Origin of the sequence: Nakamurella sp., from assembly GCF_044224575.1 — a bacterium.
GTDB lineage: Bacteria > Actinomycetota > Actinomycetes > Mycobacteriales > Nakamurellaceae > Nakamurella.
In genome coordinates, this window is the sequence record NZ_JBGAKE010000028.1 from 1 (window position 1) to 20,489 (window position 20,489).

Annotated in this window: 23 protein-coding genes; 4 read left to right on the plus strand and 19 right to left on the minus strand. The window is 71.2% G+C overall.

From position 1 onward, the window contains the following. From secF to pdxT, 10 genes are all read right to left on the minus strand, one after another. The coding region (gene secF, locus ACILSK_RS22420; protein WP_395729410.1) for a protein translocase subunit SecF at positions 1–770 on the minus strand (770 nt) is incomplete at its 3' end. A gap of 91 nt (positions 771–861) precedes the next feature. Beyond that, positions 862–2,850 (minus strand): protein translocase subunit SecD, encoded by a 1,989-nt coding sequence (gene secD, locus ACILSK_RS22425; protein ID WP_395729411.1) that lies wholly within the window; start codon positions 2,848–2,850, stop codon positions 862–864. Between the two features lie 149 nt (positions 2,851–2,999). Next, positions 3,000–3,383 carry a preprotein translocase subunit YajC gene (gene yajC / locus ACILSK_RS22430; RefSeq protein WP_395729412.1) on the minus strand — a complete coding sequence of 128 codons (384 nt, stop codon included), beginning with the start codon at positions 3,381–3,383 and terminating at the stop codon, positions 3,000–3,002. Positions 3,384–3,646: 263 nt separating this feature from the next. Continuing rightward, positions 3,647–4,084 carry a DUF1622 domain-containing protein gene (locus ACILSK_RS22435; protein ID WP_395729413.1) on the minus strand — a complete coding sequence of 146 codons (438 nt, stop codon included), beginning with the start codon at positions 4,082–4,084 and terminating at the stop codon, positions 3,647–3,649. A 147-nt stretch (positions 4,085–4,231) separates the two neighbouring features. Then, entirely contained in the window at positions 4,232–5,311 is a 1,080-nt protein-coding gene (gene ruvB / locus ACILSK_RS22440; RefSeq protein WP_395729414.1) for a Holliday junction branch migration DNA helicase RuvB, read from the minus strand. After that, positions 5,308–5,940 (minus strand): Holliday junction branch migration protein RuvA, encoded by a 633-nt coding sequence (gene ruvA, locus ACILSK_RS22445; RefSeq protein ID WP_395729415.1) that lies wholly within the window; start codon positions 5,938–5,940, stop codon positions 5,308–5,310. The genes ruvB and ruvA overlap by 4 nt, the downstream gene beginning before the upstream one ends. A gap of 7 nt (positions 5,941–5,947) precedes the next feature. Then, positions 5,948–6,505: a crossover junction endodeoxyribonuclease RuvC gene (gene ruvC, locus ACILSK_RS22450; protein ID WP_395729416.1), complete on the minus strand. Its 558-nt coding sequence runs from the start codon at positions 6,503–6,505 to the stop codon at positions 5,948–5,950. 174 nt (positions 6,506–6,679) lie between these two features. Then, a complete protein-coding gene (locus tag ACILSK_RS22455; RefSeq protein ID WP_395729417.1) occupies positions 6,680–7,918 on the minus strand; it encodes a globin domain-containing protein in 1,239 nt (412 codons plus the stop codon). Between the two features lie 237 nt (positions 7,919–8,155). Beyond that, positions 8,156–8,923, minus strand: a complete 768-nt coding sequence (locus ACILSK_RS22460; RefSeq protein ID WP_395729418.1) for a YebC/PmpR family DNA-binding transcriptional regulator — start codon at positions 8,921–8,923, stop codon at positions 8,156–8,158. A 107-nt stretch (positions 8,924–9,030) separates the two neighbouring features. Beyond that, positions 9,031–9,633 (minus strand): pyridoxal 5'-phosphate synthase glutaminase subunit PdxT, encoded by a 603-nt coding sequence (gene pdxT, locus ACILSK_RS22465; RefSeq protein ID WP_395729419.1) that lies wholly within the window; start codon positions 9,631–9,633, stop codon positions 9,031–9,033. Between the two features lie 223 nt (positions 9,634–9,856). On the opposite strand from pdxT, the gene ACILSK_RS22470 reads away from it, so the two are divergent. From ACILSK_RS22470 to ACILSK_RS22480, 3 genes are read left to right on the plus strand one after another with little or no spacing between them, the layout of a single operon-like run. Further along, positions 9,857–11,080: a sensor histidine kinase gene (locus ACILSK_RS22470; RefSeq protein WP_395729420.1), complete on the plus strand. Its 1,224-nt coding sequence runs from the start codon at positions 9,857–9,859 to the stop codon at positions 11,078–11,080. Next, entirely contained in the window at positions 11,077–12,189 is a 1,113-nt protein-coding gene (locus ACILSK_RS22475) for a hypothetical protein (protein WP_395729421.1), read from the plus strand. The genes ACILSK_RS22470 and ACILSK_RS22475 overlap by 4 nt, the downstream gene beginning before the upstream one ends. Positions 12,190–12,194: 5 nt before the next feature. After that, positions 12,195–12,884: a response regulator gene (locus tag ACILSK_RS22480; RefSeq protein WP_395729422.1), complete on the plus strand. Its 690-nt coding sequence runs from the start codon at positions 12,195–12,197 to the stop codon at positions 12,882–12,884. A gap of 54 nt (positions 12,885–12,938) precedes the next feature. Here ACILSK_RS22480 and ACILSK_RS22485 read toward each other — a convergent pair whose 3' ends face one another. The 4 genes from ACILSK_RS22485 to ACILSK_RS22500 all read right to left on the minus strand — a co-directional run bounded on the left by ACILSK_RS22485 (position 12,939) and on the right by ACILSK_RS22500 (position 15,674). Then, a complete protein-coding gene (locus ACILSK_RS22485) occupies positions 12,939–13,298 on the minus strand; it encodes a hypothetical protein (protein WP_395729423.1) in 360 nt (119 codons plus the stop codon). A gap of 458 nt (positions 13,299–13,756) precedes the next feature. Continuing rightward, positions 13,757–14,218: a DUF2269 family protein gene (locus ACILSK_RS22490; RefSeq protein WP_395729424.1), complete on the minus strand. Its 462-nt coding sequence runs from the start codon at positions 14,216–14,218 to the stop codon at positions 13,757–13,759. Between the two features lie 10 nt (positions 14,219–14,228). Next, positions 14,229–14,678 (minus strand): protease pro-enzyme activation domain-containing protein, encoded by a 450-nt coding sequence (locus ACILSK_RS22495; protein WP_395729425.1) that lies wholly within the window; start codon positions 14,676–14,678, stop codon positions 14,229–14,231. Positions 14,679–15,005: 327 nt separating this feature from the next. Then, positions 15,006–15,674 (minus strand): YitT family protein, encoded by a 669-nt coding sequence (locus tag ACILSK_RS22500; RefSeq protein WP_395729426.1) that lies wholly within the window; start codon positions 15,672–15,674, stop codon positions 15,006–15,008. A 153-nt stretch (positions 15,675–15,827) separates the two neighbouring features. Between ACILSK_RS22500 and ACILSK_RS22505 the strand changes: the two genes are divergently transcribed. Continuing rightward, complete coding sequence (locus ACILSK_RS22505) at positions 15,828–17,378, plus strand: PLP-dependent aminotransferase family protein (protein ID WP_395729427.1); 1,551 nt, start codon at positions 15,828–15,830, stop codon at positions 17,376–17,378. A gap of 146 nt (positions 17,379–17,524) precedes the next feature. Here ACILSK_RS22505 and ACILSK_RS22510 read toward each other — a convergent pair whose 3' ends face one another. The 5 genes from ACILSK_RS22510 to ACILSK_RS22530 form a co-directional block, all read right to left on the minus strand. Then, entirely contained in the window at positions 17,525–17,962 is a 438-nt protein-coding gene (locus ACILSK_RS22510) for a DUF1810 domain-containing protein (RefSeq protein ID WP_395729428.1), read from the minus strand. A gap of 41 nt (positions 17,963–18,003) precedes the next feature. Further along, the gene (locus tag ACILSK_RS22515) at positions 18,004–18,573 is read right to left on the minus strand and encodes a manganese efflux pump MntP family protein (RefSeq protein ID WP_395729429.1); all 570 of its coding nucleotides are present in this window, start codon (positions 18,571–18,573) and stop codon (positions 18,004–18,006) included. A gap of 317 nt (positions 18,574–18,890) precedes the next feature. Beyond that, positions 18,891–19,289, minus strand: a complete 399-nt coding sequence (locus tag ACILSK_RS22520) for a type II toxin-antitoxin system VapC family toxin (RefSeq protein WP_395729430.1) — start codon at positions 19,287–19,289, stop codon at positions 18,891–18,893. Next, complete coding sequence (locus tag ACILSK_RS22525; protein WP_395729431.1) at positions 19,283–19,531, minus strand: FitA-like ribbon-helix-helix domain-containing protein; 249 nt, start codon at positions 19,529–19,531, stop codon at positions 19,283–19,285. Before ACILSK_RS22525 ends, ACILSK_RS22520 begins: the two co-directional genes overlap by 7 nt. A 133-nt stretch (positions 19,532–19,664) precedes the next feature. Then, positions 19,665–20,297 (minus strand): hypothetical protein, encoded by a 633-nt coding sequence (locus tag ACILSK_RS22530; RefSeq protein WP_395729432.1) that lies wholly within the window; start codon positions 20,295–20,297, stop codon positions 19,665–19,667. Positions 20,298–20,489 lie beyond the last annotated feature (192 nt).

Here is a 20,489-nt window from a genome sequence, read left to right on the forward strand (position 1 = left end):
TTGGCGGCCTCGGTGTACGTGCGCCGGTTGAGCGACGTCAGGCCCTTGGTGTTCTCCTGGACCTTGTCGTACACCACGACCGTGTCGTACAGCGAGAAGCCGAGAATGGTGAGCAGGCCGATCACCGTGGACGGGGTGACCTCGAATCCGACGAGTGCGTAGATGCCGGCCGTGATGATCAGGTCGTGTAGCACCGAGACGACCGCGCCGGCCGCCATCCGCTTCTCGTACCGGATCCACAGGAACGCGGCGACCGCGATCAGGAACACCACGACGCCCAGCAGGGCCCGTTGCAGGATCTCCGAACCCCACGTCTCGGACACCGCCGAGTCGGACACCCCGCCCGGTGGGCTGAAGGCCGAGCCCAGCGCCGCCTTCGCCGCCACCACCTGGTCCACGGTCAGGGACGCCGAGGTCACCTGGATCTGGCTGCCGACCGTCTGCACCGCGTCGACCTCGACCCCGGTCGCCGAGCTCACCGTCTGGGCCACCTGCGTGGTGGACACCGACGCCGCTCCGCCGGCCGGTTCGAACGTCAGCGTGGTACCGCCGGCGAAATCGATGCCGTAATGGAACCCGCGGAACACGATCAGCAGGATCGAGGCGACCACCAGCACGGTCGACACGATGTAGTAGACCTTGCGACGACGCAGGATGCCGAAGGCGCCGGTGCCGGTGGAGAGCCGGCTCAAGAACCCGGCCTGCCGCCCGTACTGCTTGTCCCCGGTGGCCAGCGTGCTCACCGCGGCGGGGGTCAATTCATCCGTCATGCCGACACCCTTCCCGGGCACTTCGCACGCTCGGTCGCCGCGGCAAGGGGCGACGGCCTGCAATATCGATGGTTCGTTCGCTGACGCTCACTCATGCCGACACCTCCTTGACGCCGAGCTTGGCGGCGGCCGCTCGTTGCTGTGCGCCGGCCTTGGCCACGCCACCCAGACCCGACCAGGTCGGCGACTGGAACAGCTTGGCCCCGGCGGCCAGGTGCACCAGCGGGTGGGTCACCAGAAACACCACGACCAGGTCGAGCACGGTGGACAGGCCCAGCGTGAACGCGAAACCCTTCACCTCGCCGACGGCCAGGATGTACAGGATGAACGCCGACAGGAAGGACACGGCGTCCGCGGACAGGATGGTCCGTTTGGCCCGGGCCCAGCCGCGCGGCACCGCGGACCGGAAGGTGCGACCCTCCCGCACCTCGTCCTTGATGCGTTCGAAATAGATGACGAACGAGTCGGCGGTGATGCCGATCGCGATGATCAGACCGGCGACGCCCGCCATGTCCAGGCTGTAGCCCACCCAACGGCCGAGCAGCACCAGCACCGGGTAGACCAGGCCGAACGACAGGACCAGCGACAGGATCGTGATCAGGCCGAGCATCCGGTAGTAGATCAGGCAGTAGACGACGACGAGCAGCAGGCCGATCCCGCCGGCGATGATCCCGGCGATCAGGTACTGGTAGCCCAGTTCGGCGCTGACGTTCACCGACTCCGCCCGGTCGAAGGCCAGCGGCAGCGCACCGAACTTGAGCGAGTTGGCCAGCGACGCCGCCGACGCCTGGTTGAACGAGCCGGAGATCTCCGTACCCGGGGTGGTGATCGGGCCGTTGATCCGCGGCGCCGAGATGACCTGACCGTCCAGCGTCATCGCGGTGAGCGTGCCGGTGTGCGATGCCGTGTACGACGACCAGGTCGAGTAGCCGTCGGACTTGAACGTCATGTTGACCACCCAGCCGGCGCCCTGGCTGCTCTGCCCGGAAGTGGCGGTGGAGATCTGGGTGCCCGCGATGAGCGTCTTGTCCAGCAGGTACAGCGCATCACCGGTGTCCGAGCAGGCCAGCAGCGGCTTGGTCGGGTCGTCCAGCCCGCGGTAGGGCTCCAGGTCGGCGCAGCTGATGGTGCCCATGACGGACTGGGCCGAGGTCTGCCAGGCGGTGAACGCGGCCTGGTCGGTACCCGCGGGCTGCGTCGGGTTGTCCGGGTTGCTGCCGGTCGGCCAGGTCGGACCGGCGGCCGCCGCCGTGGTGGCCGCGCCCGTGGCCGGCGCATCGGTGGCCGCCGGGGTCGCCCCGGCCGTGTCGGCCGCCGGGGTCGCCCCGGCCGTGTCGGCCGCCGGGGTGGCCCCGGCCGTGTCGGTCGCGGCAGCCGGGTCGGTGGCGGCGGGCGTGCTGGTGTCGGTGCTGTCGCCGGGTGCGGCGGCCAGCGCGGCCGCGGCCCCCCGCAGGCCGGCCGGGGGCGAGGAAGCCGCCGGGGTGTCCCCGATCGCCGGCACAGTCGTGGCCGCCGGCGCGCCGGACTCGGTCGGCGCGGCGGCGGACGGCCCCGCGGTCTCGGTGTCGCCGATCGCCGGCACCGTGCTCGGCGCCGACGAAGCGGTCGCCGACCCGGAAGCGCCGGACTCGGCGGTGGTAGCCAGCGCCGTCGAGGTGGTCGCGCCGGGCGGCACGTAGCCGGCGGGATACACGACGATCGGGTTGCCGCTCGGGTCGGTGAGCACCGGCCGGATGTTCAGCTGCGCGCTGCGCGTCAGGCCGGACAGGTCCTCGTTGCCGGGGACGGTGACGACGAGCTGCCGGGCCCCGTCGATCTGTACCTGGGCGCCGACCACGCCGGACCCGTTGACCCGGCCCTCCATGATGGTCCGGGCCTGCTGCATCTGCTCCCGGGTCGGGTCCGAGCCGTCGATGGTCCGCGCGGTCAGGGTGATCCGGGTGCCGCCCTGCAGGTCGATGCCCAGCTTGGGGCTGTTGCTTCCCGGCGTCAGGAACACCAACCCGTACAGCACGACCACGATGCCGACGAAGGTCCAGATCAATCGCCAGGGTCTGAACTGCCCGGAGGGTGTTGCCACGTCGCGCCAATCTCGTCCGTGCGACGGCACCACCCGATGGCCCTGAGCAGGTCAGGACGCGGTCGTGGGCGGGCCGTCAGCAGTGGCGGGCGATCGTCACGCCCACACGATGATGCCCCGTCCCCTAGTGGGGCCGGGGCATCGTGAGCCTAGTTCTCGCTGGGCTTGCGGAAGTTGATCCCGCCGTTGTTGCTGCTCGTGTCGGGATCGGCGTCCACGATCTCCGGCGAGACGTCGTCCCGCAGCGAATCGTCGTAGCTGTCCTCGGCCGGCGCGGGAACGACCACCTCGCGGACGGCGGCGCGCACCCAGGTGGTCCGCATGCCCGGCGCGATCTCGAGCTCGATCGTGTCGTCGGCGACGGCGGTCACCGTGCCGTGCAGGCCCGACGTCGTCATCACCCGGCTGCCGGGGATCAGCGAGTCCTGCATCTGCCGGGTCTGGGCGGCCTGCCGCTTCTGCTTCTTCATGCTGAAGTACATGAGTGCGCCGAGGGCGGCGAACATCAGGATCGGTAACAGCATGCTTTCCATGACTCAGACTCTCCTCGGTCCCGGTTTCCCGCGACACTTCTCGTCGACGTGACCCGTCTGGTGCTTCAGCTTCGCGCCGGCCGGGCCGCAGCCTTGCGCGTCCATGTCACTCACCCGGGCAAGCGCGCCCGGCCACCGCGCCGTGAACGAGGCGCGGTGGGCGTTGGTTCCCGTACCGCGAACCGGACGGTGGGGATGCCCGGTCGGTAGCGGTCACGATACCGGAATCGGCAAGCCCCCCGACGGTGCCGAGCACGGCCGCGTCACGAACGCGTGCGCTCGTCCGGGGCGTCGGGGGCGGCCCCCGGCGTCGCCCTGGCGAACGCCGCCGCCCGGCTCATGTGGGCGGCGCCGGACATGGCGGCCCGCCGCCAGGGCGCCATGCCCTCGATCTCGATCTCCAGGGAGAAGCTCAGGACTGTCCGGATGATCACGATCAGCCCCAGCACGCCGACGTTCGCGAGGGTGGGTTCGACGGCCACGGTGTGGATCAGGTCGGCGGCCACCAGCACCTCGATACCCAGCAGCAGCACGGCGCCGATGGAGCGACGCAGCGTCTGATAGGCATGCGCGCCGTCCCGGGTGCGCTGCCAGGTCCGGACCGAGAGCACCGCGCACCACACCATGCCGGCGACCAGCACCAGGGCACCGGCCACCTCGAAGCCGCGGGCCACCGTCTCCATCGCCTCGGTAAAGTGCACGCCCCGATCCTGGCCCCGACGGGCCCATTGGCGCGTTACCCGGATCGGGCGAGTCGGGCGCCGGAGCCGTCGAGCCCAGGACGGGAGCCGACACCACCGCCGGCCCGAGCGGCCGACGCAGACGGACGATCACGCCCCGTCACGGATCTACGGGGCGAGCCCGTCGAAGAGCGTGGTTTCGGCGGCGATCGAATCCTCGCGCAGCTGGGCCAGCCCGAGGTGTTCCCACGCGGCCGGGGTGGCGACCCGTCCGCGCTGGGTGCGGGCCAGCATGCCGACCCGCACCAGGAACGGCTCGCACACCTCCTCCACCGTGGTGGGTTCCTCCCCCACCGCGATGGCCAGCGTGGTCAGGCCCACCGGACCGCCGCCGAACGAGCGGCACAGCGCGGTGAGCACGGACCGGTCGAGCCGGTCCAGGCCCAACTCATCCACGTCGTACACGGCCAACGCGTCTCGGGCGACCTGCCGGGTGACCGCACCGTCGGCGCGAACCTGGGCGAAGTCCCGGACCCGGCGCAGCAACCGGTTGGCGATCCGGGGGGTGCCGCGGGAACGACGGGCGATCTCGGTGGCCCCGTCCGGGCGCAGGTCGACGCCCAGGATGACAGCACTACGCCGGATCACCGTGGTCAGTTCGTCCGCGGAGTAGAACTCCATGTGCGCGGTGAAGCCGAACCGGTCGCGGAGCGGGCCGGTCAGCTGGCCGGACCGGGTGGTCGCGCCGACCAGGGTGAACGGGGCGATGTCCAATGGGATCGAGGTCGCGCCCGGTCCCTTGCCGACCATCACGTCGACGCGGAAGTCCTCCATCGCCAGATAGAGCATCTCCTCGGCGGGCCGGGCGATCCGGTGGATCTCGTCGATGAACAGCACGTCGCCCTCGACGAGGTTGGACAGGATCGCGGCCAGGTCGCCGGCCCGTTCCAGCGCGGGCCCGGAGGTGAGCCGCAGGGCCGCGCCCAGCTCGGCCGCGATGATCATGGACAGCGACGTCTTGCCCAGCCCGGGCGGGCCGGCGAGCAGCACGTGATCGGGCGGGGTGCCCCGCAGCTTGGCACCGGCCAGCACCAGATCCAGCTGTTCGCGGACCTTCACCTGGCCGACGAACTCCCGCAGCGATTTCGGGCGCAGCGACGCCTCGACGTCGGAGTCGCCGGGGATCTCGACCGGCGCGACCAGATCGTCGTCGTCCGGGCCGTCGGTGCCCATCTGATCCGTGCTCATCGAGTCCGACCGAGCAGGGCCAGCGAACGGCGCAGCAGCACGCCGACGTCACCCGTGGCGACCGCCGGGTCGTCGGCGGCGACGACCGCGGCAACCGCGTCGTCGGCCTGTTTGGCGGTGAAGCCGAGACCGAGCAGGGCGTCGGTGACCTGCGGACGCCAGGCGGTGGCGGTGGCCGAGCCGTTCGGCGGGACGCCCCGGCCGTTGACCGGCGTGGTGGCCGGCCCCGCCGGACCTACTTTGTCCTTGAGCTCCAGCACCAGCCGCTCCGCGCTCTTCTTACCGATGCCCGGCGCCCGGCACAGTGCGGCGGTGTCCCCGGTGGACAGGGCGTGCCGCAGCTCGTCCGGGTCGAGGACGGCGAGCAACGCCAGCGCGATCTTCGGCCCGACCCCGCTGACCGACTGGACCAGCTCGAACAGTTCCTTGCCGGGGGCGGTGGTGAAGCCGAAGAGGGTCAGCGAGTCCTCGCGGACCACCAGGGTGGTCCACAACCGGGCCTGCTCGCCGCGGCGCAGCTCGGCCAGCGTGGCCGGGGTGGTGCGCACGGCCAGCCCGACGCCGCCGACCTCGATGACGGCGTGGTCGAGGTGGATGGCCAGCACGTCGCCGCGCACGGAGCTGATCATGACGTCGTCACCGGGCCATTCTCGACCTGGGCACCGACAGGGCCGTGTGGGACGGGCCGGCGGAGGTCTTGGCCGCCGCCATCCGGGCCTGCATGGGCGAGCGCCACAGGTGGCACAGCGCGAGCGCGAGCGCGTCGGCGGCGTCGGCCGGCTTGGGCGCCTCGGTCAGCTTGAGCAACCGGGTGATCATCGCCGTGACCTGCGCCTTGTCGGCGTTGCCGTGCCCGGAGACGGCGGCCTTGACCTCGCTGGGGGTGTGCCAGGCGACCGGAATGCCGCGCCGGGCGGCGGCCAGTGCGACCACCCCGCTGGCCTGCGCGGTGCCCATCACCGTGCGGACGTTGTGCTGGCTGAAGACCCGCTCGATCGCCACCGTGTCCGGCCGGTGCCGGTCCATCATCTCCTCGACCCGCTCGGCGATCTGCAGCAACCGCTGCGCCAGCTCGGCGTCGGCCGGGGTGCGCACCACCACCACATCAACCGCCCGGGGGGCCTGACCCGGCCCGCCGTCGATGACGCCGATGCCGCACCGGGTGAGCCCGGGGTCGACACCCAACACCCGCACCCGAAACCTCCCGCCGCCGTTGCCCTGACCGGACCGCGCGCACCAACCGGCGAACACGTGTCCAGGCGACGCTACCCGGCCGGCGCTGCGCGATCGGCCGGCCCGAAGCCGGCCGATCGTCCGCGGTGCCAGGGTGCGCGGTGCGCAGGCGCCTGAGCGCTGGGGCGAGCTGCCTCAGTTCGCCGCGCGCTCCAGGGTGGGTCCCCAGAGATCCGGACCGAACACCTCGTAGCGGATGTTCTCCGCGGGCACGCCCCGGTCGAGCAGGCTGGACCGCACATGCCGCATGAACGGCAGCGGACCGCAGGTGAACACCTGCAGGTCCGGCGGCAGGTCGAGCCCGGACAGATCCATGTAGCCCTCGGCCGACGCCTCGTCGTCCGGATCGACCTTCTCGTACCAGGTGAACGCGCTGAAGTTGTCGATGTGCCGGGCCACGTGCAGCACGGTCTCGCGCAGCGCGTGGTCGTCGGCGGTCCGGTCCGCGTGCGCGATGATCACCTGCCGCTCGGGCTGGGTGCGGGCCAGGTGCTCGACGATCGGCAGCACGGTGGTGATGCCGGCGCCGGCGCTGGCCAGCAGCAGCGGGGCCTGCTCGTCACCGATGACGAAATCCCCGGCCGGCGAGCTGATCTCGAGGACGTCACCGACCTTGGCGTGGTCGTTGAGGTAGTTGGACACCTGCCCGTCGGGAGCGCCGCCGACCCCCTTGACCCGGCTCACGGTGATCTGCAGCCGGGTCCCGAACGCGGTCGACGAGACCGTGTACTGCCGGGGCTGGCGGCTGCCGTCCGGCAGATCCACGAACACCGACACGTACTGGCCGGGCTGCATCTGCGGCAACGGGCCGCCGTCGGCGGGCTCGAGGACGAGCGAGACGACATCGTCCGTCTCCTCGATCCGCCTCGCGATCCGGTAGGGCCGCAGCGGACGGTGCGGGTCGACCCCCGCCTGCTGGTAGAGCTTGGCCTCCTCGGCGATCAGGATGACGGCGAACAGCCAGTAGACCTCGGTCCACGCCGCGGCGATCTCCGGGGTGACCGCGTCACCGAGCACCTCGGCGACGGCCTCGATGAGGTGCTTGCCGACGATCAGGTACTGCTCGGGGGTGATGCCCAGCGACACATGCTTGTAGGCGATGCGGGTCTTGACGTGGTCGAACGACGGCGCGTCCGGGTCGATCAGGCTGACCGCGAACGCCACCACCGACGCCGCCAGGGCCTTGCTCTGCTCACCGGAGGCTTGGTTGCCCTGGTTGAACACCCGGAGCAACTCCGGGTGCGCGGCGAACATGTTCGGGTAGAACACCCCGGTGATCGCCTCGGCGTTCGCGGCGACGACGCCGGCGGTGGCCTTGACCACCTCCGCCGACGCGGGCGAGAGCAGGGGCTGAGCGGATACGGGCGCGGACAAATCGGCCTCCATTGGCGGCGCGACGGCTCACCGGCGCGGCGTGGCGGCGGCTCGTCGGGTGCGGGCACAAACGCTGTGACACTCGTCGGCGGACGCTACTCCAGGCCAGGGCACAAAGTCCCTAGCGGCGGGCCAACCCAGCCCCGGATCAGTACGCCGACCCACCGAACGGAGTATGCCGGTGCATCAGAACGCGCGGAGCGCGGACCTGGTGGCGCTCCGCGTCGTCCCCGGGAGTCACTCGTTGTCGAGTTGTTCGGCGATCTCGTCGGAGATGTCCGCGTTGGTGTAGACGTTCTGCACGTCGTCCAGGTCCTCGATGGCGTCGATCAGCTTGACCACCTTGCGGGCGCCCTCGAGGTCGAGCGGCACCTCGACCGACGGCACGAACGACTGATCGGCCGAGTCGTACTCGAACCCGGCCTCGGTGACGGCGGTGCGCACCGCGACCAGGTCGGTCGGCTCGGCGACGACCTCGAACGTGTCGCCCAGATCGTTGACGTCCTCCGCCCCGGCGTCCAAGACGGCGAGCGTCAATTCGTCCTCGTCGACGACGGTCCCGTTCGACTCGCGCGGCACCAGGACCACGCCCTTGCGGCTGAACAGGTAGGACACGCTGCCCGGGTCGGCCATGTTGCCGCCGTTGCGGGTGACCGCGACGCGCACGTCGGAGGCCGCCCGGTTCCGGTTGTCGGTCAGGCACTCGATCATGACCGCGACACCGTTGGGGCCGTACCCCTCGTAGGTGATCGACAGGTATTCGACGCCGCCGGCCTCCGCCCCGGAGCCGCGCTTGACCGCCCGGTCGATGTTGTCGTTGGGGACCGAGGACTTCTTGGCCTTCTGGATGGCGTCGAACAGCGTCGGGTTGCCGTCCGGGTCACCGCCGCCGGTCCGCGCCGCGACCTCGATGTTCTTGATCAGCTTGGCGAACAGCTTGCCCCGCTTGGCGTCCTTGGCCGCCTTCTGGTGCTTGGTCGTCGCCCATTTGGAGTGGCCACTCATCGCTTGCCCGGAACCCCTCGATACGTCGTTCGTTCACATCGTTGCGCCGTCGCGGCTCCGCAGTCCGTGTGCGGCCCGACTGACGATCCTACGACGCCCCCCGGCCGTCACCGGCCGTCAGCGGTGATCACCATGTCCAGGAACAGCCGGTGCAACCGGTCGTCCCCGCTGACCTCGGGATGGAACGAGGTGGCGAGCACGGATCGGTGACGCACGGCCACCGGGTGCTCGCCGACCCGGGCCAGCACCTGCACATCCCGCCCGGCCCGCTCCACCCAGGGCGCCCGGATGAACACCGCCGGCATCGACCCGCCGGAAATGCCCTCGACGGCCAGGTCGGTCTCGAACGAGTCGACCTGCCGGCCGAACGCGTTGCGGCGGACCACGATGTCGATCGCGGCCAGCGGCAGCTGGTCGGGCCGGCCGTCCAGGATCGAGGTCGCCAGCACGATCATTCCTGCGCAGGAACCGAACGCCGGCATCCCCTCACCCAACCGCTTCGACAGCGGGTCGCGGAGGTCGAAGACATCCAGCAGCCGGCAGATCGTCGTCGATTCCCCGCCCGGGATGACGATGCCGTCGATGTCGACCAGCTCGCGGGGACGCCGGATCGGCCGCGCGGTGACGCCGAGTCCGGCCAGCGTGATCAGGTGTTCGCGGACGTCACCCTGCAGGGCGAGGACCCCGATGACGGGTTCGGCGGCACTCACCAGACATCGCCTCGATGAATAGGGCCGGCGCCGGCGCGGACACGATGCCGCGGAAGCGTCCGTGGCGCGGTCGGCCTCCCGGGCCTCGCGCAGCGGTCGCGATCCCGTCTCGACCCGGTCCCAAGATGCGTCTTCACACCGCAAAGGCTATCGACGCACTCATCGATGCGGACACGGCCGGCGTGCGACGATCATCGGACGGGGCGGGACGGGGCAAGGATCGATGGGGTCGGCAGTGGGGGCAGGGTGGCACCGGCGCGAACGGCCGGCGTCGTCGTCGTCGTCCGCCGGGCCGGCGTCGTCGTCCCCCGGGCCGGACCCGATCGGTCCGACCGTCGCAGTCGGCGCAACCGAACTCAACACCCGCCGGGTGATCGACGAGTACGCCGCGACGGTCCGCGGCGCGGCCGCGCTGTTCGCCGCGCTGGCCGGCCTGGCGGCCACCCCGGTCACGGCCTGGCAGCGACCGATCTGCGTCGGCGTGCTGATCTGGGCCGTCGTCCGGCTGACGTGGCGCCGGCGACCGGCCGGGCCCGTCACGATCGCGGTCGACCTGGCCGTCGGGTGCCTGGTCGGCGCGACCGCTCCGCTGACCACCTCACTGCCCGACCTGACCGTCATGCGCGGGTTCGCGGTCAACGTCGTCAACCCCATCAGCCTGACCCTGGCCTGGTACCGGCGGCGCGGACCGGCGATCGGCCTGAGCTGCACGGTCCTGGCGTGCTACCTGGCCAGCCTGTCCATCGCCTCCGGTGCACCGGTGTGGACGCTGGCGGCGACCTACGTGCTACCGGTGCAGACGCTCCTGTCCTGGACGCTGGTCGGCACCTTTCTCCCGGCGGCCCGATCGGCGGACGCGGAGGCCGCTCGACGGGTGACGACCGCGATCGAGCTCGAGGTGGCGGCGGCGCGCCGCACCGCGGAACGCGAGCACTGGGCGGTCATGCACGACACCGCGGCATCGACGCTGCTGATGGTCGGCGACGGGGTCCCGGCCGCCGCGAATGCCCGGATCAGGCGACAGGCGGCGCGGGATCTGAAGACCATCGGCGGGTCCCCCGACAGCCCGCCGGACGAGACCGGCGATCTGCCGCAGGCGGTTCGGCAGCTGGTGGCCGGCACCCTGATCGAGGTCCGCGTCCGGGTCGACGGCGTCGGCGCCCTGCCCGCCGACGTCGTTCGCGCGACCGTGAGCGCAACCCGCGAACTGCTGACCAACGTCGAACGCCACGCCGGGATCGGGCGGGCGCGGATCGACCTGGTCGGTGTCGGAACAGGTTTCGAGCTGTCGGTGCAGGACGACGGCCCCGGATTCGATCCGCGGGACCTCGGCCGAGGCCTGCGGGTGTCGGTCGTCGAGCGAATGCACCGGGTCGGTGGGCAGGTCCGGATCGACTCCCAGCTCGGGCGGGGCAGCACGACGACCATCGGCTGGAGTCCCCGGTGAGATTCGCGGTCGAGCGTTCGGCGGTGCGCGTGGACGGGCTGCGCTACCTGCGCAACTACGGCCTGGGCATGGCGCTGGTCGCGGCGGGCGTGACGCTGCTCAGTTTCACGCTCGCGCTCGGCGCCCCGGGTTTCGTGGTCGTTTCCTCGACTCTGTGCCTGGCCGGTTATCTGGGCGCGGTCGGCTCTGCCATCCGGCGCACCTGGTTGTCCCGACAATGGCGACCCGCGGTCGCCCTCGGATGGACGGTTGCCATCACGGCGCTCACTGCCGCGGTCCGCCTCCCGCTCGGCGGCGCGCATCTGGGCGGTCCGGCGGATTGGACCTTCGCCGCCTACGGATACATCGCCGTGATCATGCTGGCCGGCCAACGGCTGCGATACACCGTCGGCGCGCTGACGGCGAACCTGGTCATCGGCCTACCTGCGCTGCTCGGGGCCCTCGATGTCGACCGCGCCTTGCTGCTCTCGCTGGTGCAGACCTCCATCGGAGTCACCATTTTCCCGCTCGCGGCCGCTCTGTTCTACCCGCGGCTGGCGGTGGTGGCCCGGATCGCCCAGGAACAGGTGCAAGCCAGGCAGGAGCTGCTCTCCGGCGAGGCCAGAGCCGTCCGGCTGGCCCAGGACCGCGCCGCGCGCACGGCCGCCATCGCCTCCACCGTCGTCCCGCTGCTGGCCGCCCTCGCCGACGGTTCGGCCGATCCCCAGGACCCGGCGGTCCAGCGCGCGGCCCGGATCGAATCGGCCAGGTTGCGTCGCATCTTCGCGGAGGCCGACGACGCCGATCAACCGCTCCTGCATGAGATCCGGGCCTCAATGGCTGCCGCGGAGCGCTCCGGCGTGGCCGCCGTGCTCGAGGTACGAGGCCCGGTGCCGGCGCTGTCGGTACCGGTCCGCCGCCATCTGCTGGACGGTCCGATGTCGTTGCTGGCCGCCGCCGGGTCGCGGGCCAGGGTCGTCCTCACGGCTTCGGCCGGTGCGGTGTCGGTGAGCGTGGTGGCCGATTCGGCGGATTTCCGTCCCCCGGGCGACGCGCCCGGGATCTCGACGACGACGGTGACCACCGGAGCGACCACCTGGACCCAGAGTTGCTGGGCGGCGGAGCCGTGAGGTCGGTGACGCCCCCGGACGGGGCGACGGGCGAGCGGGGCGCGCCGATCCGGGTGGCCGTGGTGGACGACCACGATGTCGTGCACGCCGGCATCGAGGCGTGGTTCGGCCACTCGCTGCGGCCGATCGAGGTCGTCCGCACCTTCAGCGACGCGGATCCGGACCTTCCGGAACTGATCGGTGAGGTCGACGTGGTGGTCCTGGATCTGTTGTTCGACGGCGGCCGCCCGGAACTCGAGCTGCTTCGAGGCATCGTTGCGGCGGGCCACCGGGTCGTCGTCTACTCGATGACGACCGATCCGGCGACGATCCTCGAATGCCTGGAACTCGGTGCGATGGGTTACCTGACCAAGGCCGAGGGTCGCGATCACCTGGTCGCAGCCGTCCGGGCAGCCGCCGATCAGACCGGTTACATCGGGCCGAGCATGGCCGGGGCGATGGCCGACGACCGCCAACCGCGCCGTCCACGGCTGTCGCCCCGGGAGATGGAGGTGCTGCTGCACTGGTTCCGGACCGAGTCCAAGGAACTGGTGGGCGCCGCCCTGTTCATCACGCCTGCGACGGTCAACACCCATCTGGCCCGGATCCGGGCCAAATACGCCGCCGCCGGGCGGCCGGCGACGACGAAGGCCGCCCTGATCGCCCGGGCCTTGCAGGATGGCATCGTCACGTTGGAGGAACTCGAGCTCACCTGAGCACGGTTCGTCGGGCCGTCGGCACCGTCGATCACGGTGCCGACGGTGCCGGCGCTACCGCAGGGATCGGGCGATCACGTCCCGCTTCTTGATGCTCTTGGCCAGCGATGTCGAGTTCCGGCCGGACATCGTCCGGGTGAACGAGCCATCACCGAGCGCCACGAGGCGCACTGCCCGGCGGGCACCGCGGTCCTCGACATAGACCTGCACCGCCCACAGACTGCTGAAATCGACACCCCGGGCGATGACCTCGATGTCCGCACGGTCGTCGAACTGGGCCAGCGCGCCGGCGGCGCTCTCCAGGTGTTCGACCGACGACGCTTTGATGCCCGCCAACGATTCCTGCAGCCTTCGACCGATGTCCTGTACGGTGCGCGGACTTTCGAACTCGATGTCGTCATGCTTGATACCCACGTCAATGCCCCCCACTCTCGGTTCCGGTCTTCATTTCCCCCAGCCGGTTTGCCGGCTACTTCCAGAAGCCTCCGTGTTCGAGGCACACCTCACCGCTGTTCCGGCAGGTGGTACAGGTGACCCGGCCACCGAAGTGCGTCCGCCGGCCGCCGTCGCAGTCCTCGCACATCCGCAGACCCCGGTGACACTTGTGACACGTGCTCATCTCTCCCCCTTCGCGGGCGGCCCCCTCGGATCCGCCCGGGCTCGGTCGACGCGAAGATCGCCCCCACTGGCTCACTCCGGCAACGGCTCGCTCCCCTCGTGCGAACCGGTGCTGAACCGACGACCGAAAGCTTAGGTTTCACCCGTTCTGTCGCGGTATCAGTCGTTCGTACGACACTCGATCGGGCTCCCCGGGGTCCGCGACCCGTCACCATCCGTGGCCAACCATCACGGTCGGCCGCCGGTCCGACGGGTCAGGGCTTCCAGGCCATCAGCACGACAATGACCACCAGCAGCAGGGAGGCGATGCCGGAGAACATAGCCACCCGGCCGTAGGCGCGGCGAGTAACGGCGGCCGTGTCCGGGCCCGGCAGGGCCCCGGCGGGGATGGCGGCCAACTGCTCGGCCGCTGATCGCAGGGCCGGGACGACCCCGAAGATGCTCAGCGCCAGTGCGATCACGTAGATGATCAACGACGCGAGCACCCAGGGCGTGGTGACGGTGGTGCCGTACTTGCTGAACGGCAGGATGCCGAAGCCGAAGACCACGACCACCAGGGACAGCAGGCTGAACACGAAGGTGGACCGGGCCAGCACGTCCACCTGTTGACCCTGGCCGGCCCGGATCGCCCGCATCGCCGTCATCGGCAGGATGGCCATCGGTCCGACGATGAACACGGCGGCCACGACGTGCAGCGTGGCGAAGAGCGTTTCCATGCGCCCGAGGTTAATCGGGTCGGGCGGCGGCCCCGATCACCGCACCGGGCCCGACCACCGGAGACGGCCGGTGCGCACCCCGCCGTGGCTGCCCTGGACCGGACGGACTCGCCGGCGACAGGGTCGGCTCAGCCGCCGACCGTGGCCGGGGTGCGCCCAGCGCCTGGGCCAGCGCATCGCCGGCCGGGCGCCCGGCTCCGGTGCACGGATCCCAGCTGCGCCGGGCCTCGCTCGATTCGACGACGGTCAGACCGGCCCGCTGGGCGAATTCCTCGACCTGCCGGATGTCGGCCGGATCGGCCCCGAACCGGGCGGCAAACTCCTCCCGGCTCATCGCGGCCGCCGGCGGCGTTTGCGCCGACGTCAAGGATTGGATGTGCTCGACGAGTTGCGTCTGCGCCCGCGAACGGACGCGGACCGTCACTTCCAGCCTTTCGTCCGGATGCGCCGAACCGATCATTTCGGCATTCGGTACCGGACTCCGGTCACTGCGGTCCACTGCGGTCCGCGCCTGCACCATGGTCCCACCATCCCAGGCGGCCGGAGCAGCCTGATCAGACCGTCCGCCAGCTGATCTCGTCGCCTCGGCCACCGACGACGACACACCGGACGGCATGGGTCAACGGCCCGACATCAGCAGCTGCGGCAATTTGTCCCCTTCACGGTATTCCGTGCCTCGATCCGACGGCAATACGCCGACGCGCCTATTTAGCCTCGGAAAGTTCTGTGCGGAAAATGTGGAATCCGTGAGAAGCGGACCACCGAAGGGGACACCGCCCACGGGTTCCTACCGGGCTTCTTCCTGGTACTCGAGATCGTCCTCGCGCGCCGCCGCCGCCGTGCCGATCTGCACCCGCGGCAGCAGCACGTGCAGCAGCGGGCCGATCGCCAGGGCATAGACGATGGTGCCGACCCCGACGACACCGCCGAGCAGCCAACCGACGGCCAGCACGCTCAGTTCGATCGCGGTGCGGACCAGGCGGACGGAGCCGACACCACGGGCGACGAGACCGGTCATCAGCCCGTCCCGGGGCCCCGGGCCCAATCCGGCGCCGATGTACAGGGCGCCGGCCAGCGCGTTGCCCACGACCGAGACAACCAGCAGACCGATCCGGACCGGCAGATTGTCGACCGGCGGGATCAGCCAGAGCGTCAGGTCGACGGTGAACCCGATGATGGCCGCGTTCGCGATGGTGCCGACCCCCGGCCGCTGACGCAGCGGGATCCACAGCAGCAGCACGAGCACCGAGACGATGGTGATGACGGCTCCGTAGGACAGCGGCACCCATCGGTTGACCAGCGCGGTCAGCCCCTGGTGGAAGACGTCCCACGGGTCGAGCCCGAGGACGGCCCGGACCATCAAGCCCATGGTGAAGCCGTACAGCAGCAGGCCGGCCAGCAACTGGGTGAACCGACGGACCCGGCGGTCCGGCGGAATCGGGGTCAGGAAGCGCATGCCGTCACTCCCGCCGGGCCGCTCGCAGGCTTCGCGGCCCCCGCGGACGCGACGCCGCTGTGTTCATGATTCGCTCGGCAAGCCTCTCTCATGCAGGCCACCTTCCGCCGATGTGGTCTGGCATTCCAGTACCAGTTGCGACAAACTGGTCTGATGACGCAGACCACTCGGGTGTCCGCGGCCACCCTGGCCAAGCGGCTCGGCCCCCAGCCGGAGGGCCGGGACCAGCCCGCCTACCGCACCCTGGCCGACCGGATCCGGGCGTCCGTGCTCGACGGCCGGCTGGCGGTGGGCACCGGCCTGCCGTCGGAACGGGAGCTGTCGACCGCGTTGGGCGTCTCCCGAACCACGGTGAACGCGGCCTACGCCCAGTTGCGGGAACAGGGCTGGCTGGTGTCCCGGCGCGGATCGGGCAGCACCGTGCGGCTGCCGGCCGACCCGGCGGCGCCGCTGCGGACGGTCGGGAACGTGCCCGTGTCCGGCACCGGGTACGCCGCGGGCGGGATCTTCGGCTGGCGGGACGGGATCGGCTGGCACGACGAGATCGAACGCGCGGCCGGCGTGATCGACCTGACCACCGCGTGCCTGCCGGCCCCCGCCGCGCTGACCGGCGCGCTGGCCCATGCCGCCACCGGCCTGCTCCCCCGCTACCTGCGCACCGACGGGTACCTGCCGTTCGGCCTGCCCGAACTGCGGGACGTCGTCGCCGCCCGGTACACCGCGGCCGGCGTGCCCACCACGGCCGAGCAGATCCTGATCACCTCCGGCGCGCAGCACGCGTTCACCCTGGTGCTGGACACCCTGTCCGGCCCGGCCGACCGGGTGGTCATCGAGTGCCCCACCTATCCGGTCGCGCTGGACGCGGTCCGCGACCGGCGCCGCACCGCGGTGCCGATCGGCCTGGGTGAGGAGCCCGAGACCGCCTGGGACGTGGAGCTGATCGCCGCCACCCTGCGCCAGTCGGCGGCCCGGCTGGCCTACCTGATGCCCGACTTCCAGAATCCGACCGGCGCGCTGATGGACGCGGCCACCCGGGAGGCCGTGGTCGCGGCGGCCCGGCCGGCCAAGACCCTGGTGCTGGCCGACGAGTCGTTCCGCGACATGCCGTTCGACGGGGCCGCCGAGCTGCCGCCGCCGATGGCCGCGTGGGACACCGGATCCGGTGCCGCGGCCGGGGCGACGGTGCTGTCCCTCGGGTCGGTCTCCAAGTCCTTCTGGGGTGGGCTCCGGGTCGGTTGGGTGCGCGCGGCCCCCGGGCTGATCCAGCGGCTGGCGGCGACCCGCGCGCTGGGCGACATGGCCGGGCCGGTGCTCGATCAGCTGGTGGTGGCCACCCTGCTGGCCGACCCGGCCGCCGCCCTGGCCGAGCAGCGGGGTCGGCTCGCCGCCGGCGCCGCCGCGCTGGCCGGTGCGCTCGCCGCGCACCTGCCCGACTGGCAACCGTCCCGACCGGCCGGGGGCACCTTCCTCTGGGTGCGGCTGCCCGGCCCGTTCGCCACCGACCTGGCCCTGCTCGCGCCGTCGGTCGGCGTCCGGATCGCCCCCGGGCCCCGGTTCGGCCCCGACGGCACCATGGAGTCGTTCGTCCGGCTGCCGTTCACCGTCCCGCCGGACCAGTTGGTCACCGCGATGCGCCGGCTCGCCTCGATCACCGACCGGGCGGCGGCGGGCTCCCGCACCGGCCTGCCCGGCTGGGTCGCCTGACCCCGGCTCGCCCACTCGCTGTTGATCATGGCGATCTCTGCTCCGCGTTCGGCGTGTCGTCGGCGAGTCGCGCAGAGAACGCCATGATCAACTCCAGTCCAGGGGTGCGGGCGACCCCGACACGACCGCACCGGTTTCGCCCGGCTTCAGTCCAGGCGTTCCTCGGTGGCGGGGTCGGGCCGGCCGCCGTAGAACCGGTCGAGCACCTGGCCGAACACCGGCTCATCCGGGTCGGCCCGGTGGAACAGCGTCATGCTGGACCGCAGCTTGATCGCGTCGATCGATCCGAGGATCGCCTCGGCCCGGCGGGCGTCGGTGGCCAGCATCGCCTGCGCGGCGTCGACCAGCCGCGGCCCGAGCACCGGGTGCGCCAGATAGGCCGTGGCCTCGTCCAACGCCGAGATCGCGTACCGCTGCGCCATCGGGCTCGACCCGAGCCCGGCGATCTGCGGGAACACGAACCAGATCCAGTGCGAGGTCTTGCGGCCGCGGTGCAACTCGGCCAGGGCCTGGTCGTAGGTGCCGCCCAGGTCCTGCGCCTGCACGAACCGTTCGAGGTCGAATGGGTCCGCCGATGGTGTCATCACGCCTCCGCTGCCGATCAAGGACGACCCCGGGCCGTCGGTCAGTACCAGCCCAGGTGCTCGGCCAGGATGTTCAGGCCGATCAGGATCAGGATCACGCCGCCGGCGAGCTCGGCGGGCTTGCCGAGCCGGCGTCCCACCTTGTGCCCGATCAGCACGCCGGCGAAGCTGATGACGAACGTGGTGACGCCGATCAGCAGCACGATCCAGCCGATCGAGATGTCCGGGAGGAACGCGAACGAGATGCCGACGGCGAGCGCGTCCAGGCTGGTCGCCACGGCCAGCACGAACAGTTCGCGGTAGTTGATGGTGTCGACATCGACGTCATCGTCGTCGTCGTTGTGGAAGGCCTCCCACAGCATCTTGCCGCCGACCAGGGCAAGCAACGCGAACGCGATCCAGTGGTCGAAGCTTTCGATGTAGGAGGAGAACGCGGAGCCGACCAGGTAGCCGATCAGCGGCATGACCGCCTGGAACAGGCCGAACGCGAACGCGATGATCGCCGCGTTGACCAGGTTGAACCGGCGCAGGTGCAGACCCTTGCCGAGGGCCACCGCGAAGGCGTCGGCGGACAGGCCGACGGCGAGCAGCAGGGCGGGCCAGAACGTCATGACGGCACCACCGGGCGCGCGACGATATTCATGGGAGGGAGTCCTCTCGATCGTGCCGACCGAGAAGGCTGGGGATGCAGCGACCTCGGCCGGCGTGCATTCACCGGCCGAAGGTCTCGCTCGCCGGCCGCCGCTGTCGCGTCATGCCGGTGGATGACCGGGCGCCGCGGCGCCAGCATGTCGACCATCCGCACCCAATCCGGACGAGCCGGCCGGGCGGAACTACTCCCCTTCAGTGCGCATGATCTTTCCGGGTCAGGCGGACCCGGGTCAATGTCGAACGACGTGAGGCTGCTGACACTGCGACGACACTGCGCTCACCCGCCGGCCAGCAGCTCGATCGCGCACGAGAGACCCGGCGACGCGGCCAGCCGGCGATCGGCCGTCAAGAGCGGGACGCCCAGGGTCTCGGCCAGGGCCACGTAGGCCGCATCGTAGGCCGTGACGTTGCCGCGCAGCTCCCAGCAGCGGCGCACCAACGGCAGGTGGGGGGCCCGGTCAAGGGGCAGGTCGCGCAGGTCACGCACGGCCAGCGCGGCCCGCCGGGTGTTCAGCGCACCCACGCGCTCCGACCGGCGCAGCACCGAGAGCACCTCGAGGTCGATCAGCTCGGGGGCAGCCAGGTGTTCACCGCGCAACCGCACCCGAACCCGTTCGCCGTCCGGTCCGTCGTCGGCCAAGGCCACGACCAGCACGTTCGCATCGACTACTACCACGGACGACGGTCATCGTCCGCGTCGCGATCGGCCCGGACCAGTGCGGCGGCGTCGTCCAGCGTCAGCGTTCCGCCGGTGCGACCGCCGGCCCGTTCCAACACCTCGTCGAGCGTCGGGGCCGCGGCCTCGGCGACCAGTCGCGACCGCAGGTACTCCTGGAGCGACTGGTGCGCGGCCGCCGCCCGCCGGCGAAGGACGGCGTGCGTTTCCGCGGGAACGTCCTTGATCTGGATGCTCGGCATGGCGCCATAATGGCTCCACTGGCTCCATATCGCAAGCAGGCCGATGCCCCGTCCGGGAGGGGCCCGGACGGGGCATCAACGGTGTCGCATATGCAGGCTGCACGGGGCAGAGTCAACGGGGATCAGGGACGGATCAGCCGGTCTTCCGGGCGACCAGCACACCGAGCACGGCGTAGCCGACGATCAGGTGGGCGGCGGCGACGTACTGCGCCACCTCGCCGCCCAGGATGCCGTTGATCGGCAGCACGACCGCGGCCCAGCTCTCGGCGACCAGCGGCCAGAACCGGGTGAGGCCCGTCCACCGGCCGGCGATGGCGATCCGGATGCCGATGAGGAACATGCCGAGCATGGACAGCGGCCAGAACGCGTCCAGCGCGGCCCATACCGGTTGGTTCAGGTCGGACACCGCGAACGCGTCGGCCAACGTCGAGCCGATCGCGAACGTCACCAGCACGCTCTCCACGATCAGGGCCGCTCTGGCGATCCGGCCGTCGCCGAGGCCCCGGGTCCGCCAGAGCACCCGCAGCAGGCCGAGCAATCCGACCTGGAACAGGCCGGACGCCAAGCCGAAGATCAGCAGCTCGTTCGGATTGCCGACCGGGTCCACCCCCAGCGCCACGATGGACGCCGACCAGGCCAGTGCGCCGGTGGACAGCAGGGCACCGTGTGCGACGAACGGGTGGCGGCGGCGGACCGGGGCCGGATCGGCGACGACGTCGGCGGGCCGGTCGGACCGGGCGGGGGCGGGATGGCCGGACATGGTCATGACGGATTCCTTCGGGACGGGGATCGAAATCGGGGTCCGGCCGGAGCCGGCGTTCTCGGTGCTGGGGTCAACCCTGGTCGTCCCGCCGCCCCGGCCGGCAGGGTGCGGCGTCCCGAGTCCGGTCCCCGGTGATGTCCCGTCCCGGACGGGACACCGGCCTCGGGACCACGGGACGCGTCGCCGGTGATACTG

Bases quoted from the DNA above. Each gene is read 5' to 3' on its own strand.
- yajC (WP_395729412.1), bottom strand. From the start codon at position 3,383: ATGGAAAGCATGCTGTTACCGATCCTGATGTTCGCCGCCCTCGGCGCA.
- ACILSK_RS22505 (WP_395729427.1), top strand. From the start codon at position 15,828: ATGACGCAGACCACTCGGGTGTCCGCGGCCACCCTGGCCAAGCGGCTC.
- ACILSK_RS22460 (WP_395729418.1), bottom strand. From the start codon at position 8,923: ATGAGTGGCCACTCCAAATGGGCGACGACCAAGCACCAGAAGGCGGCC.
- ACILSK_RS22515 (WP_395729429.1), bottom strand. From the start codon at position 18,573: ATGACGTTCTGGCCCGCCCTGCTGCTCGCCGTCGGCCTGTCCGCCGAC.
- ACILSK_RS22490 (WP_395729424.1), bottom strand. From the start codon at position 14,218: ATGGAAACGCTCTTCGCCACGCTGCACGTCGTGGCCGCCGTGTTCATC.
- ruvA (WP_395729415.1), bottom strand. From the start codon at position 5,940: ATGATCAGCTCCGTGCGCGGCGACGTGCTGGCCATCCACCTCGACCAC.
- ruvB (WP_395729414.1), bottom strand. From the start codon at position 5,311: ATGAGCACGGATCAGATGGGCACCGACGGCCCGGACGACGACGATCTG.
- ACILSK_RS22530 (WP_395729432.1), bottom strand. From the start codon at position 20,297: ATGACCATGTCCGGCCATCCCGCCCCCGCCCGGTCCGACCGGCCCGCC.
- ACILSK_RS22525 (WP_395729431.1), bottom strand. From the start codon at position 19,531: ATGCCGAGCATCCAGATCAAGGACGTTCCCGCGGAAACGCACGCCGTC.
- ACILSK_RS22470 (WP_395729420.1), top strand. From the start codon at position 9,857: ATGGGGTCGGCAGTGGGGGCAGGGTGGCACCGGCGCGAACGGCCGGCG.
- ACILSK_RS22510 (WP_395729428.1), bottom strand. From the start codon at position 17,962: ATGACACCATCGGCGGACCCATTCGACCTCGAACGGTTCGTGCAGGCG.
- ACILSK_RS22495 (WP_395729425.1), bottom strand. From the start codon at position 14,678: ATGATCGGTTCGGCGCATCCGGACGAAAGGCTGGAAGTGACGGTCCGC.
- ACILSK_RS22500 (WP_395729426.1), bottom strand. From the start codon at position 15,674: ATGCGCTTCCTGACCCCGATTCCGCCGGACCGCCGGGTCCGTCGGTTC.